General features: G+C 40.3%; 14 protein-coding genes and 1 pseudogene. 4 read left to right on the top strand and 11 right to left on the bottom strand.

Going from position 1 to position 15,389, the window contains the following annotated elements:
* Positions 1-69: 69 nt before the first annotated feature.
* The 3 genes from IM485_RS05265 to IM485_RS05255 all read right to left on the bottom strand — a co-directional run bounded on the left by IM485_RS05265 (position 70) and on the right by IM485_RS05255 (position 5,676).
* On the bottom strand, positions 70-1,386 hold the full coding sequence (locus IM485_RS05265) for a family 10 glycosylhydrolase (RefSeq protein WP_104396166.1): 1,317 nt from the start codon (positions 1,384-1,386) through the stop codon (positions 70-72).
* Between the two features lie 92 nt (positions 1,387-1,478).
* Positions 1,479-3,056 (bottom strand): glycosyltransferase family 39 protein, encoded by a 1,578-nt coding sequence (locus tag IM485_RS05260; protein WP_287741758.1) that lies wholly within the window; start codon positions 3,054-3,056, stop codon positions 1,479-1,481.
* Between the two features lies 1 nt (position 3,057).
* Entirely contained in the window at positions 3,058-5,676 is a 2,619-nt protein-coding gene (locus IM485_RS05255) for a replicative DNA helicase (protein ID WP_287741755.1), read from the bottom strand.
* Between the two features lie 191 nt (positions 5,677-5,867).
* Between IM485_RS05255 and cobM the strand changes: the two genes are divergently transcribed.
* From cobM to IM485_RS05240, 3 genes are all read left to right on the top strand, one after another.
* Positions 5,868-6,656 (top strand): precorrin-4 C(11)-methyltransferase, encoded by a 789-nt coding sequence (cobM, locus tag IM485_RS05250; RefSeq protein ID WP_104396169.1) that lies wholly within the window; start codon positions 5,868-5,870, stop codon positions 6,654-6,656.
* A 135-nt stretch (positions 6,657-6,791) separates the two neighbouring features.
* The gene (locus IM485_RS05245) at positions 6,792-6,956 is read left to right on the top strand and encodes a hypothetical protein (RefSeq protein ID WP_287741752.1); all 165 of its coding nucleotides are present in this window, start codon (positions 6,792-6,794) and stop codon (positions 6,954-6,956) included.
* Between the two features lie 127 nt (positions 6,957-7,083).
* Positions 7,084-7,272 (top strand): hypothetical protein, encoded by a 189-nt coding sequence (locus tag IM485_RS05240; RefSeq protein ID WP_104396170.1) that lies wholly within the window; start codon positions 7,084-7,086, stop codon positions 7,270-7,272.
* Here the strand turns inward: IM485_RS05240 and IM485_RS05235 are convergent.
* The 5 genes from IM485_RS05235 to IM485_RS05215 all read right to left on the bottom strand — a co-directional run bounded on the left by IM485_RS05235 (position 7,253) and on the right by IM485_RS05215 (position 11,209).
* The gene (locus IM485_RS05235) at positions 7,253-7,720 is read right to left on the bottom strand and encodes a TspO/MBR family protein (protein WP_002799098.1); all 468 of its coding nucleotides are present in this window, start codon (positions 7,718-7,720) and stop codon (positions 7,253-7,255) included. The two genes, IM485_RS05240 and IM485_RS05235, sit on opposite strands and share 20 nt — an antisense overlap.
* Positions 7,721-7,729: 9 nt before the next feature.
* The gene (locus IM485_RS05230) at positions 7,730-8,071 is read right to left on the bottom strand and encodes a translation initiation factor (RefSeq protein ID WP_002802447.1); all 342 of its coding nucleotides are present in this window, start codon (positions 8,069-8,071) and stop codon (positions 7,730-7,732) included.
* Between the two features lie 108 nt (positions 8,072-8,179).
* Positions 8,180-9,706 carry a cryptochrome/photolyase family protein gene (locus IM485_RS05225; RefSeq protein WP_287741750.1) on the bottom strand — a complete coding sequence of 509 codons (1,527 nt, stop codon included), beginning with the start codon at positions 9,704-9,706 and terminating at the stop codon, positions 8,180-8,182.
* Between the two features lie 2 nt (positions 9,707-9,708).
* On the bottom strand, positions 9,709-9,867 hold the full coding sequence (locus tag IM485_RS05220) for a hypothetical protein (RefSeq protein ID WP_002776561.1): 159 nt from the start codon (positions 9,865-9,867) through the stop codon (positions 9,709-9,711).
* Positions 9,868-10,075: 208 nt separating this feature from the next.
* Positions 10,076-11,209, bottom strand: a complete 1,134-nt coding sequence (locus tag IM485_RS05215; protein ID WP_287741747.1) for a HetZ-related protein 2 — start codon at positions 11,207-11,209, stop codon at positions 10,076-10,078.
* Between the two features lie 89 nt (positions 11,210-11,298).
* Here IM485_RS05215 and IM485_RS22655 point away from each other — a divergent pair, with 89 nt between their 5' ends.
* Positions 11,299-11,343, top strand: a complete 45-nt coding sequence (locus IM485_RS22655) for a helix-turn-helix domain-containing protein (protein WP_110980728.1) — start codon at positions 11,299-11,301, stop codon at positions 11,341-11,343.
* Positions 11,344-11,528: 185 nt separating this feature from the next.
* Here IM485_RS22655 and IM485_RS05210 read toward each other — a convergent pair whose 3' ends face one another.
* The 3 genes and pseudogenes from IM485_RS05210 to IM485_RS05200 all read right to left on the bottom strand — a co-directional run.
* Positions 11,529-14,561 carry a TIM-barrel domain-containing protein gene (locus IM485_RS05210; RefSeq protein WP_287741745.1) on the bottom strand — a complete coding sequence of 1,011 codons (3,033 nt, stop codon included), beginning with the start codon at positions 14,559-14,561 and terminating at the stop codon, positions 11,529-11,531.
* Between the two features lie 39 nt (positions 14,562-14,600).
* A complete protein-coding gene (locus IM485_RS05205; protein WP_287741742.1) occupies positions 14,601-14,861 on the bottom strand; it encodes a hypothetical protein in 261 nt (86 codons plus the stop codon).
* Positions 14,862-15,267: 406 nt separating this feature from the next.
* Positions 15,268-15,389 (bottom strand): annotated as a pseudogene (locus IM485_RS05200) (IS630-like element ISMae26 family transposase); the annotation flags it as partial.

Raw genomic sequence — 15,389 nt, 5'->3', positions numbered from 1 at the left:
CAGAGAATGAGTAAGTCTAACTCAAAATTCGATGATTCCATCTTTAATTTTTATGGGCAAAAATTGCTATTAACTACCCGGAGGGGGAATTACAGGAATTTCGATCCCGTCCGGCGCTAAGGGGGGAGGTGTGGGGGTTAGTTCCGGCTGGTCAACAGGTTCAGGTGTACTAACTAAGGGAATATTTTCCACCACGGGAAGACGGGGAGTGATGGGTTGGGAAAACAGCGCTTGAATTGCCGCTTTTCTGGTTTCTGGAGGTTCCAAAGCTTGCTGCCAGAGACTTTCATAAAAGAAGAAAATCACCCCTAAACCTCGTTGACGAGCAGCCAACACCTTTTCTTCAATAAAGGGTAGGGCAATCGGTCGATTGCGTAAACCGGTTAAAACTCCCACACCAGTGGGGATAGTTTGCTGGGTTTCCTGAATTTCGGGACGGTCTAATTGTTTGAGAAAACTGGGCAGATCGGGACGATAAACCTGTACGATTAACTCATCGACTAATCCTTGCCGCACCCAACCGAGCCAATCCTGTAAATGACCATTATAGGCGAATTCGTAGGGATTAGGGGCGATCGAAAGCAGTATATTCGGTTTAATTGCCTCAATTGATTCTTTGAGATTAGCCAGAAAAGCGGTGATTTTATCGGCCCGCCATTTTGTCCATTCGGGATCCCGGGGGTTAGCTGGGGGCGTTTTTTCGGTTTCCTGTTGATAAAGGGCGATAGTATAGGGATCATAGCCGAATTCGTTCGGTAAACTCAGATGATCGTCGAATTGGATGCCGTTAATATCGTATTGTCCCACCACTTCCAAGACTAACTCCCGCAGAAAATTCTGCACCTCGGGACGGAAGGGATTCAACCACACCACCTCACCGGCTGCCCCCACCCAAGTGGTCCCCCCGTCGCGTTTTTGGGTTAACCAGTCTTGATGTTTTAAAGCTAATTCTGAGGTGGGAGGGGCCATAAATCCAAATTCAAACCAAGGAATGACCAATAATCCCCTTCCACGGGTTTGTTCCACCAATTCTGCCAAGATATCTTGTCCCTGCGCTCCCGTAGGCACAAAAGGCTGTATTCCTTCCCGTTGAGCGATCGCGCTAGGATAGAGAGCATAACCGGAATTCCAGACCACGGGATAGATAGCATTAAAATTAAGATTAACTAATTGCTCGATCGCCTGTTGTCGTTTATCCCTGTCCATCAGCATCGCAGTATCGTTGGTGGTAATCCAAACACCGCGAATATCAGGATCTCGACTTTGAGAGAAAGCAGCGGAAAAATAGCCTAATAGTAGGACTATTAGAAAAGATGCTAAGAATAGTAGTATAGGGAGCTTTTTAAGAATTTGCCGCCAAGCGCTGGTCGGAATTAGAAAAGTCATTTCTTTAAGGTGAAGATTAACGGTTTTAACTGGTTATAATACCAGCTTTGCTCAACTCTTTCAGGCTAGATTGACCAAAAATATATATTTGCTTATTTCTTCACTCGCGACAATTGACCTTGACGATAGAAATCATCACGACGAATATCGAATTGATCTAGGGCCACTAATAACCGATTGGAAGGACGAAAAAGAAATAAGTTGGTCTGGGGAATTTCTAGGACTTCTTTTAACTTATCGGTATCGGGGTTAGTGGTAGTCAGGAAGTATTGTACATCAGCATTAAGACGATAATTAAGGGAAAGCAAATCACCTAAGTTAGTCCAGTCATTACCTTCGTCGCTGATAATAATGGCATTGGGTACAGCATTGATTTTTCTGGCAACTTCGCCATTCCAATAACTAGGAACTTTTGCCCAACTGGTTTCGGAAAGAGCATTATTAAAGTTCGATATTATACTAGCAGTTAACAAAAAAGTCAAGATAATTTTACCTAAAAATTTACCTTGATTAAGCAATTGTGACAAGAAAAAAGCTACAGTTATATAGATAGTGGGAAAAGTCGCAATTAGATAACGGGTGACAGTCGATCTAGTGGTGGTCAAAATTAGATCGGGAATGACTAAAGCGAGGAAAGGTACTAGGGTTGAGGTAATCAGAAAAATAAAAGCTATCGGGTTATTGTAGCGATAAACTCGATAAAAAGCATAGATAATTAAGATTAAAAAAATCAGTCTATATATATAGGTGAAGATGTTATTAAAACCAAAATCGCTATCGCTAAATGGACAAGTAAAAGTTAAGAGCCATAATTTACTGAACAATCCCCAATCGAGATAGTTAACGGCAGCCCAACTGGTGGAATTAAAGGCTCTTTGAGAGTTAGTTAAAAAAACCTGTAACCAGGGTATATATAAAATTATCATTGTTAATCCAGATAACAGAAAAAATATCAAGTTATTTTTTCGCTCTGGTTTCATAACAAGATACCAAATTATCAAGGTTGCTTGAGCAAATAAGTTGAGAATAAAAAAGAGATGGGTGTAGAGTCCGAGAGTATTAGATAAGGTGTATAAAGACCAATTAACAATAGTTCTTTTTTTGAGACATTTTAACAGTAGTAATTGACTGATTATTGTTAACAAAACTAAAAGACTATACTGACGAGACATTTGAGCAAATATTATATCAACTGGGGACAGTGCCAATAAAATTACTGCTAAAATTGCCGTTAACTTTGCTGCAAATAATTCTAGGGATAGATAGTAAATAAATGGCAGGGAGAGCAGACTAAAAAAAATCGCTAAACTGCGGGAAGAAACGGGAGAAAAACCGAATATTTTTTCCCAATAGCGAGAGATAATAAAGTATAAAGGTGGGTGTTGAGGGTCTTCTTTAGCGAGAGATTTTATTGTATCAAAAACATTGCTTTCGGGTTTCAGTTGTTGAAATTTTCCTAATTCTGTGGTAGATAAAAGACGATTTTGAAAGATAGTATCGGCGATTTCCTTGGCTTGATAACCAGTGGTTCTAATCGTGGTGTAGGATTCATCATGCCAATAGATTTTTTTATCGATATTTGCCCAACGAAAAACTACACCGAGAGTTAGGATAATTGCCAAAAGTATTAAGAGCCAATTGGTCTTTTTATAATTAATATTTGCTTGCATTTTAATAACTAGAGCGACTTTGTTTAAGATTAAGAAACTTGGTAAATTCTGGTTGAAAAAGTAGCTTAATTGTGCCGGTGGGACCGTTACGGTGTTTAGTAATAATTACTTCGGCCACACCTCGATCGGGACTGTCGGGGTTATAATATTCATCTCGGTATAACATCATAATTAAATCCGCATCCTGTTCGATACTATTATGGACGATGATATTATTGGCAATAAAATTATGCAGTTTATCTACTGTTAAATCATACACTTCTGTCTCTCCATCCGCTTGAATTGCCATAACTTCATCCCAGTAAATATCACTATCAGCTAAGTGCTGTATTTGGGAACATTCAAGAATGTCTCCTAATTTATTGGCTCTTTCTCGACTTAAGTTTGATTTGTATAAACTTGTCCCACAATATTGATTACCCAGTGCAGCTTGCATTTGTCGTGTAGTTAAACCACTTTGTTCCATAGCGGGTACAGCATATAATCGCCAGATATCGTTAGGAATAATATCCTTATTAGGATTAGCTTGGTGATTTTGAAGATAAGTAGTTATTTCTTGTAAAGACTGGGTTTTATAGCTGCCAACAGCACCGATAATCTCAGTAAATTTCTTCAAGTCTGATTTACCTGTTATTGTAACATGGTATTGATCTCGTCCTTTTCCTGTTTGTGAGTGTTTCGATAGCTTTCCATTAATTTCTACTCTTAGTAAAAGCGATTGTACATCCTGGGCTAATCTTAAGCTACTGCTAGAATAATAAGCCATAGGACGAGGTGATTTTCCTTGAACGAATTTAAGGGAACCATCGGTACTCCAAAGATGACGTAAAAATAAGGCTATTGCTGATTGAGTTTGCTCAAAAACTTGAGGAGGAATGAATTTTTCATAGGAACGTAACCCCCAAACTCCTAGACGTTCTAACCATTGAGAAATAGGATTTTTAATATTATGAGTTAAGGGATAATTCGCTGTTAAATAAACCTGATACCATTGATGTTCAGGACTAATTCGAGGCTTAATTCGATTATCAAATACTTGTATCGCTAAAGAAGCAACTAAATTGGCTAAATCTAACTCTTTAGTCGTATATTGAACACTATGACGTGGTAAGGTACATCCATCACCAATTAGATGACCTAATAAGGCTAATTCAGCATTACTCATAGTTTGTAATTGTGAACTAGGTAAAAAGCGAGGTAAAGCGATATAATTACCAATATTTAATTCATCTAATCTTTGCCAACCGTGGACAGTCAAAAACTTATGATTGCCTGTAGCTCTAATCGTGCGACCTAAACGAGTTGTTAATCGAAAAACTGGCTTAAATCCTGTGGAAAATACCTTAGTTACCAGTGCTTTTTCTAATTTCATTGTTTCCTCATTAAGAGCAAAAACCGTAAAATTAGAGCAATTCACTAACTGACAAATTGGCACTTTAGCACGAGGTTCTGCTAACTCAACTAAACTATCACCCGCTAAACATCCCGACTCGCGTAAATCGGACATCATCGGTCTTTTATTATTGCGAGATTCCACAGCACGACTTAACTGAGAAAGAGCAATTACTGGAGCATGAATTTCTCTCGCTAAACCCTTAAGACTGCGGGTGATTTTAGAAATTTCCTGAACGCGATTATCACCTCCACCTTCCATTAATTGCAGATAATCGATTAAAACTAAGCCCATTTGTCCCTTTTTTTCCGCCTGTAAACGCCGCACTTGGGAACGCATTTGAAGCACACTTAAATTGGCACTATCATCGATATACATGGGCAAATTTAATAACTTTTCTAGTCCCCCAAGAACCTTCTCTAAATCATTTTGTCCCAAACGGCCAGAGCGAATCCGATTACTTTCGATTTTAGCCTCATTCGATAACAAACGTTGGGCTAATTGTTCCTTAGACATCTCCAAACTAAAGACAGCTACAGGTAAATTCTGTTGAGCTATATTATAAGCAATATTAAGAGCAAAAGAAGTTTTTCCCATGGAAGGCCTACCCGCGATAATAACTAAATCCGAGGGTTGTAAACCACTGGTCATCGCATCGAGATCATAAAATTGAGTTTCGATACCGGGTAGAGTGGTCGTTTCCTGCATCTTCTCAATTTCGTTAAAAGTTTCGATTAAAGTATCCCCCAGAAAAATTAAACCCTCCTGGGGTCGTTTTTGGGTGAGACGAAAAATCTTTTGTTCCGATTCATCGAAAACATTTTCTAATTCTAGCGTCGTATCCCTGGCTAACTCAATAATTTCTCCCCCGGTGGAAATTAACTGACGACGCATATATTTATCCATCACTAATTCAGCATAGCGATCGATGTTGGCAGCCGAGACAGTGCGCTCAATTAATTGTAACAATCGCGGCATTCCCCCGATTTCTTCCAGCAGATGATTATCTTGTAACCAACTGCTAACCGTCATTAAATCCGTCGGTTTTCCCTTCCCTTGTAAAGCGAGCGCCGCACGATAAATATCTTGATGGGTTTTCACATAGAAAGCTTCTGGAATTAAAAAATCACTGATTCTACCTAACGCTTTTGGATCTAGTAAAATACCACCTAAGATAGATTCTTCCGCTTCAATATTTTGGGGGGGGAGGGATTGATCGCTAATCATTGTCAATGTTGACCGTGCTTTATCATTAATTATAGTCATTCACCCTAATTAAATACAAATGTTCAGGTTAATGATAGGATTCAGTATTCAGGATTCAGGAGATTGTTTTTATTTATTCTCCCCACATCCCCACACCCCACACCCCACACCCCACACCCCACTTCCCACACCCCTTGTAAACAGGATTTAGTATGACTTTAATGGACTCCTCTGCGCTCTCCCCGGCCGTTTACTTTATTGGTGCAGGACCCGGAGATCCGGAATTATTGACGGTAAAAGCCTATAAAATTCTCCAAAAAGCCGATGTTATCGTCTTTGCTGATTCCCTCGTCCCCCAACAGATTCTTGAGGATACCCGTAAAGATGCCGAGTTAATTCCCACCAGTAGCATCACCCTAGAGGAAATTATCCCTTTAATGATCGATCGCGTGCGTCGGGGTTTAGCGGTGGTGCGACTGCAATCGGGGGATTTAAGTCTCTATAGTGCCATCCAAGAACAAATTGAGCTTTTGACAGCAGCAGATATCCCCTTTCAGCTAATCCCCGGAATTAGTGCCTTCCAAGGATTAGCGGCCAAATTGGCCCTAGAATTAACGATTCCGGAATTAGTCCAGACAATTATTCTAACCCGGGTGGAAGGAAAAGCCTCTCCCATGCCAGAAAGTGAAGAATTAGCCTCTTTAGCCGCTCATAAAGCCAGTTTATGCCTATATTTAGCCGCCCGTCACGTTGACAAAGCCCAGGAAAAACTCCTAAGATACTATCCGGCAGAGCAACAGGTGGCCGTTTGTTTCCGTCTCGGTTGGCCCGACGAAAAAATCTGGGTTGTCCCCCTGTCAGAGATGGCCCAACTAACCCATCGAGAAAATTTAACTAGAACTACCCTTTATCTCATTAGTCCCGCTTTAAACCAGATTACAGGAACTCGATCGCAACTTTATCACCCGCAACACTCCCATCTTTTCCGTCCTCATTCTTAGGTATTTTCTGGGAAGTCTATCGAAAGAAACACTAGGTTTCTACCTAAAGATAGATTTAAAGAGCGGCGATTTTGTTTAAAATCGCAGTAGGAGGTAGGGCAATTTTAAAAGCTTTTAAAATTAGTCTAACAATCCATGCACAACTGCCCTATATGTTCGGGAATTACCCTTCGTCACCTTGTGGTTGGTCGTGCCTACTGGTATTGTCCTCACTGTCGTCAGGAGGTTCCTAACTTCCTTGATTGCTCCAGTCCTGCCAAGGTAAAGGTAGAGCGAGTTGGAGCGCAAAAAACAGTCTAGATTTGTAAAGTTGGTAGATGGCAATAATGTCTGTGGGATGGGTTAATTTTTAACCCACCCCACTTTATCTGTCTAGGGTTCGCTGAATAAATCTAAAAACCTTGTTGGATAATATCTTTAGACTTTTTTGAAATCAAAAAGTACCGGCGATGGGAGTGATCGGGGGGAAAATTCCTGGACTTTTTCCCTGAAAATACTGAGCTCGCCGAACGTCCTCAAAATCGGTAAAACCCTACACCCTACACCCCACACCCTACACCCTGCCACCACAAGAAACTTTTTGCCGCAAACCCTATCTAGACATCCCGAGGATTGAGATGGCTCATTTCCCAAGTCACATAGGTACCGATCGGACTCCAAATCAGGTAGGGTAGGAGTAGGATGCCCGCCCAAGAAGAAACAGGGAAAACCAATAGCGCCAGAAGACAACCCAAGAAAAAACCCGTACCTCCGATAATCGTTCCCGCTTTGAGACTGCGTAGTTTACAGGTGACGGGAGTATAGGCAGTAATAGTCAATTCCACCAACAGATAAAAAGCCATCAAAAACCAGCGATTAGCTGGTTGAGCTTCCCAGACTAAATAAGCAGAAATTGCCCCACAAATATAGATAATTGTCCAGATAAGAGGGATTAATCTTTCAAAGGTTAACCAATCGGGACGACGCAATCGCGCAAACCAACGCACATCGCGAGAATTGAGTAATCCCCCAGCTAACGCTACCAAAAATCCGACGACACCGATAAGCAACCAAGAGGGAATCATGATTTTAAGCTATCCTCCGCTAATTTTGGCTTTGTAACCCGATTCAATGAGAATTTGTAGAATTTTTTGGCGATGATCTCCTTGGATCTCAATGGCATTTTCTTTAACTGTACCACCCGTCCCGCAAGCAGTTTTTAACTGTTTTAATAATTTCGTCAGAGTTTCGGTTTGGCATTGAAAACCTGTAACTATGGTAACGGTTTTTCCCGCCCGACCAGATCGGGAGGTTTGTACTCGCAAATTCTGCTGATTTGGGGGTAATTCGGGAATGGAACGCTCAAAAGCTTGAGAATTGCTTTGATCTCCAAATTCCTGATAGGCAATCCGGTTTTTTTCCTTTGATTTACTCATAAGCTGTTGACTATCTAAATTACTGGTTAAGACTGCAAGGAAGCAGGGAGAAGGGAGCAGAGAGAAGGGAGAATAAATAAAGATAATCTCCTGACTCATGACGACTGACTACTGACTCCTATGCTCCTGACTGCTGATAGCTCTTAATTGGTTGGACTGGCAGCGCATTTGATTAAGTTCAGCTGCCGACATTCGATCAAGATGACCTAAAATCATATTAACTCGACCTTGGGATTTTAATTTTTCTCGATGTCGTGCCAAAAAATCCCAGTAAAGAAAGTTAAAAGGACAGGCAAACTCCCCGACTCGTTCATTTTTTTTATACAGACAACCCCGACAATAATCACTCATTTTATCAATATAGTTGGCCGATGCGGCGTAGGGTTTGGAAGCGAGAATTCCCCCATCGGCAAATTGTCCCATTCCCAACACATTAGTCTGCATTACCCAATCGTAGGCATCGATAAAAACACTATGAAACCAGTTTTCAATCTCTTGGGGAGAGCAACCAAAAATTAAGGCAAAATTGCTCAAAATCATTAATCTTTGAATATGATGGGCATAACCGGTATTTTCCACCTGTGATAATACTTGTTTGAGGCAATTCATCTCGGTTTGATTACTATCCCAAAAGAAAGCCGGTAAGGGTTGTTGATGCTCAAACCAATTACGATTAGCGTAATCTTCTCCCAGATAATGATAAATTCCCTGCATATATTCCCGCCATCCCAACACCTGACGGATAAATCCTTCGATGCTATTTAGGGCTAAATTATCTTTTTTATAGGCAATTTCTGCCGATTGAATCACTTCCAACGGCGTTAGTAATCCTAGATTTAGATAGGGAGATAATAGGGAATGCCAGAGGGTTTCTTCTCCCGTTACCATCGCATCTTGGTAGGGTCCAAAGTTGGGCAGACAATTAGTAATAAAATGCTCCAAGACTTGTAAAGCTTGTCTGCGGGTTACTGCCCAGCGAAAAGGTTTGATTTTTCCATATTTAGGAATATCTAAAGCTTCCACATCAGCGATAACCTGAAGGGTAATTTCATCGGGTTCAAACCAAAGAGGAGCAGCAGTTTTTAATCCATCCTTGGGCGGTTTGCGGTTTTGTTTATCAAAGTTCCATTGTCCTCCTATGGGTTGATTATTCTCCATTAAAATCTGCCATTTTTTGCGACTTTCTCGATAGAAATCCTCTAGTAATAGTCTTTTACGAGATTTAGCCCAATTATTAAAATCTGTCCTTGTCCAGAGAAAGTGATTATTATCAATTAGGGTTATAGCACAGTCTAAATTGAGATTTTTGATTAATCTAAGAAAAGGTAAATCATTAGGCATCATAATCTGTAATTCTTTAATGCCTAATCGTTTAATCCAAGCAGATAAAATCGGTTCAAAATCTTCAGCAACTTCGTAGGTGACAGACCATCCTAAAGTTTTTAATTCTTCGGCAAAATGACGCATCGCCGACCAGATTAAAACTAATTTTTGCTGATGATAGGGTCTTTGTCGAATATGATTGTGGGATTCAATTAAAATAACTGGTGTTTCCTGTGAATAGGCTTGACAATTAGCTAAGGCCGCTTGTCCTGTCCATAATTGATCCCCTAAAATCCAAATACCAATGGTCATAATTATTTCATTGCCTCGACTATTCCCCCGTATTTTTTAGCCATAATATCCGCCATTTCCCGAGCAGAAAATTTACTGGCTTTATCAATGCTGGGTGTAAATGTCCCCGTAGGGGTTAAATAATGGGTAAATACCCCGACTTTTTTGCTAATAATCCACATATTTCTGGAAGTAAAAAATCAAAAAGGGGATGGGTTGTGGGGTGTGGGGTGTGGGGTGTGGGGTGTGGGGAGTTTTCTCAGTGAACTGATAACTGATAACTGATAACTGATAACTGATAACTGATAACTGATAACTGATAACTGATAACTGATAACTGATAACTGATAACTGATAACTGATAACTGATAACTGATAACTGATAACTGATTAGGTTTTTGTCCTGAGACTTTGGGCGCTTAGATAAAGTTGCGTCCATTCTTTGACCACTTGCGTGCGTTTACAGTTTAATTCGCCAGCGATTTCCTCAAGGGTTTTACCCGCTTTTAAGCCATCGATAACGCTTTTACCCGTGGGAGAAAGGCCAGCATAGTAACTTTGCCATTGACTGAGAGTTAAGCCAAAATTATGCTCTTTCGGGCTGATTTGTAACCATTCACTGATTAATTCTGTCCCTTCCTTGAGGGCAAAAACCTTAATCGCATGATAGCCAACTTTTTCCCGGATACGATAAATCCGTTGGACGGGAATATTCATCGCTTTGGCGATCGCATCTTGGCCTTGGCCTCCTAGATAGAGGTTAAACCAAGTCACCGCCTCCGGACTAACATTTTCCTCTAGATACTTGGCAAAACTCTCTTGAACTTTTGCCCGTTGAATTTGCGCTTCTTGACAAGTGCGTTGATCTTCGTAGGTAGCGATCGCATTTTGATCCAGTAAACTTAAGCTAGTTTCCCCCTCATCGTCACTAATTTCATCGGAGAGAATCCGGATCATTTCTTGCCGCGGCACATTAGTGATACCGCTCCTCGATTGACGACGGAGATAATTAACAAAACGATAGGCTAACAGGGGTTGATTGCGGATCGGACGCAGAGCGTATTCCTCCAGGGTGGCTAACAGCAGCTGATCGCGAGTAGCTTGATCATTGGTACAACGAGCGATCCATGCTAACTGGGATTGCAGATAGCGATCGCTATTTAACATCTCTTGAATGATTTCCTGCAAGACATCGGCCACCGCTTGCTGACGATCGCGACTTAAGGAAACCCAAGTGCGAATTTTTTGCCGGAGAGTGACACAAGCACCGAGACGATCAATCAGGTTACGATAGGCGCGGGTGGGACTAACCTTGAGATAGCGTTGCCGCAGAATTTGCCAAAGATAGACTAATCCCCGTTTAGCGATTTCTAAATCTCTCTGGTCTAAATTTTCCCAACGTTGGCTATCTTCACCGAGTAACCAATTGATAATGGTATCCCGTTGGCGATCGGTTAAGGAATCCTCTGTTTGAGAGAGGCGATCTTGCCATTGTTGCCTTAACTCGTCGATTATTGTCGTCATCGAAAAATTGAGTTCCAAACCCCGTCTTTTGAGGACGGCTTTAGTTTGAATATTAGCGCATTTACACGATATATGCTAGAACCTGAGCCATGGAGAAAGCCTATCGCTACCGATTTTACCCAACACCCGACTAGAACGAACTAATCAATTAAGTCTTTTGCCGGATAAGGATTTAGTCGATTTATGCCCCCCGATCAAACCATACCAAGTAACGAAGAACAAAAAAAAATAAGCTGTGGACATAAGGTTTCGACTGCCTGTTTGTTATTTATTTACAGGCAGTCAAAACTTTATTTTGAAGACACCACATAATGTGGGTCTAAGCATACTCCAAAGTTATCGTGACAGAAGGGAGATTATCAAATACCTTAATAAAGCTAATATTGACGGTTGGGTTGTAATACCAAGCATTCAAACTAGCCCCATTGAGGGCATTATAATCTCCATTGCCTAATTTCTGGATTTCTTGATTGTTGAGAATAACTTTATTCAAAGAACCAGAGCTTCCCTGAGTTTCAGAAGGATCGTGCAAAATAGCAACAAAGAAAAACGTCTCGTACTTAGGCGTATATTTATCATGAATACGCTCTATCTTAATCTCACGATTTTTCGGTGCTATGTATTGATGGGTAATCTGAGTTTGGCGATATTCACTCTTCGCTAGTGGATCACCCCCTTGCTCTTCCGGTTTGTCCACTGCTGAAGAACGACTCACCCCATCATCTAAATACATTGTATATTCACCACTTTGACCGGGGTAAATATTCAAAGTAATAGGATTGGGTTTACCTTGCTGATTCAGTTCTCCTACATATTGTTCAAGCTCAATCATGGGAATAATTGCACCTGAACGAACATAGATAGGAACGATGAAATTAATGTGTTTCCCCTCAAGATTAAGATTCGCATCAAAATCTCGAATCGTCGTTCCTCCTTCAACTAAACTGGCTAAAGGTAGTTGGTTGTTCATAAAACAATACCAATTACTACCTTGGGGTAGATAAACATCCCATTTACCTCCATTCGTCTCCGCTTGAGGTTTGGTAACAGGAGAAATGAGAAGATCCTTTCCAACAAAAAACTGGTTGTCAAGGAAATATTCTTTATCATTATAAAGAGACTGGTCTTGAGGATCATTAAGAAACATAGGACGGCAAATCGGCATTCCATCCAAAGTATTCTCGAAAAGGCAGTCATAGAAAAGTTGCATCAACCGATAGCGCAATTCAATATAATGTTTGCAAATCGGCAATACCATTGCATACAAATCTTGGGGTTGAGGAATAGGCAGATTTTTTTCTTGGAAGTATTCTAAATACATAAAGGGTTCTTGAAATTCCTTGCGTCCTTTTCGGACATAATGATTTCTGAACCAAGGTAAGAAGGCACCGGCTGCTGTCCAACGAATTAAGAGTTCAGGACTTGCCCATTTTCCATCATCTATAGATGAGGTTTCAAAGCCACCGATATCTTGACCACAGATAGCAAGTCCACACATTCCCAAGGAAAGAACCTGAGAAATATTCATCCGCAGAAAATCCCAGTCCGAAGCATTATCGCCTGTCCATAATCCTGAAAAGCGATGAGAGCCAGTAAAACTACCTCGCCCAATGATAAAGTTGCGTTTATTATCCCGTCCAGGTAGATAATTTAGTCCATGATAAGTCGCTTTATGGAGATTGTAAGCATAAAGATTCCAGACTTTAATTGCAGGGGTTAATTGAGGCGTGACACCAGAAATAAAATCACTGGTCACATAGAGTTGAAAAGGAAACCCTTTCATGTCCCCACGAGTCTCACGAATAGCAGGGGTTGTCATATCTTGCCAGACCATTTCTAACCCCATATCAAAGAGATATTGATATTGGGTTCCCCACCATTTTCGCACTTCGCCTCGCCCAAAATCAGGATAATGACCTGGCGTTCCTAACTCATTGCCATAGGCATCATTGCCATAATAAACTTCTCCGATATAAGGTTGACCACTGTTAAATCCTTGTATTTTATCGGGATCATTGGGACGATATTCGTTGCCTCCACCATAATTCTGATAGGAGCGACTATCTGGATTATCGGGTTCAACACGCTGATCTAGGACAAAATAACTCTTATTATTCTGACCCGTTAATCCTTCCCAATAAGTCTTATAATTCGGATCTTGCTTGCTGCTAATAACAGGTGTAATATTAGTACTACATTTTATCCCACGATTTCTTAAATTACTAAACATTGACGCAGGATCAGGAAACTTATTGGTATCAATCGTGAAGGTTTGGTAGTTATGTTGAATATCTACATCCACATGAAGACCATCTATGGGGATTTGATAATCTCGATATTTTCCAACAGCCCATTCAACACTACCTCGACTATCATAACCATAACATCCCTGATGATAGCCTAAAATGTAGCGAGGTTTTAAACGGGGACGACCGACAATTGAGGTAAAATCGTCTAAGACATGACGGGGTTCACTATTTAAAAAGAAAAAGTAATCTAAGATACCAAAGCGAGTTCCAAACATATAGCGACCAGAATTCATATAACCCACATCAACCAAGATTTGACCGGGGTTATCAATAAAAATGGCATTGACACTCTTTTGATCGGGAACACCATTAAATTCAAAAAAGAAGGGATCTGAATGGTAAAGAGGTTCTCGGCTATCTAAAGGACCTTGATTATAAACCTGTCGATAGCGCATATTATCAAAGTTGAAATAATTCAACTGGGCTGTATTTTTGGTTAAACCCTGTCCTCCTTGTTCCCCAAAGCCAATATATTTGGCAGTAGCTGGTTTATTTACCGCTTGGATAATGGCATAATCTTCTGCTCCATTAGAAGTATAGTAGATCCCAGGATTAGCGGTTTGCCAAACTCTGAAATAGTCATTAGTTTCGGTAGAGAAGCCAAACACTTCAATCACAAAAGGATTAAACTTGACAACCATTTTTAAGCTAGGATGGTCATCTGTCCCTTGTGTTTTCAGTTCAACTTGTTCATTATTTTCCTGAATACTTACTTGGAAATTTTCACTAGCTTTGAGAACTGTTCTAAGTTCTTCAATGCTATCCATAACAACCGAGCGAGTATTTTCTGTAGGATATTGTTCACCAGATTCGTAGCCGGGATTGAATCGCACACGAAAAGTATCTTTTTGAATAAATTGAATTAACAGACAGCAGTTTCTCCCGTCGGCTTTGGTAAATTTAAGACTGAGACGCTCGCTATCTTGGTCAAAAGAATGAGAAGTGACTTTTTCTAATTTTTCCCATTCTTTATAACGATAAAAATAGTCTTCTACTTTCAGGAATTTATAGGCATCATTAGCCGCAAAAATTTCATTTAACATGATTGACTCCAATTAAGTTACAAAAATTAAATTGAGTATTTAGCTGATGGGATGAAATTCATTCGCCATCCAAATACAATCAGTATCAGCATAATATTGATGCCAAGGATAGAAAAATCTTCCTTCTTCATCGACACTAGCAAAGGGAATATGGGTATCTCCCGGACTCATTAATACATCTTCGTAAAGGGTATTAAAGTCGTTGGCATGAAATTTTTGCATTCTCCCTGTGCCATAAATCTGCGTGTGAAATTCTAGAAATTCCCGAACTGCGTGATAAGATTTTAGCAATTTGTTCATGGCTTCCTAAAGTAGGTGGGTGGAATAAAAATCCAATCCTTTCAAGTACGAGCAATTGCGATATGAACAGAGGATGTGTTGAGCCTCGTGGTCTCCTATAGCTTGGATGTACGCCTAACTATGGATTATACGGAAACTTTCGGCATATCACCCCATTTTAGCGCAATTAACTAAATTTCTGACAATAAGCTAAAATAACAGGATTTTTCTGGGATTATAGCGATGATTCTTCGATCTGACCGCACCTCTTGACAAAAATTTACAATTATTCGATTCGCTTAATGGTTTGTCCCCATTGCAATAAGCTGTTGACTATCTAATACTAAATCCGTTGAGTATAGGCTACATATCAGGACAGGCACTCATGGGAATAAACAATCAGTCTTTAATATAGCAATTCTCTGACTCATGAGGTACAGTAGCAACAGTGAGTAAACCAATTGCGAATATCTTTTTGAGTAACTTCTAACATAGCTAATTCAATCCCTTCTATTAAGTCTTTGTAAGTTCTCGCCTTCAGTTTTCTTA

Source organism: Microcystis sp. M169S2 (assembly GCF_020245865.1).
In the GTDB taxonomy this organism is placed as follows: Bacteria; Cyanobacteriota; Cyanobacteriia; order Cyanobacteriales; family Microcystaceae; genus Microcystis; species Microcystis ichthyoblabe_A.
This window is presented reverse-complemented; position numbering and strand designations above follow the sequence as displayed.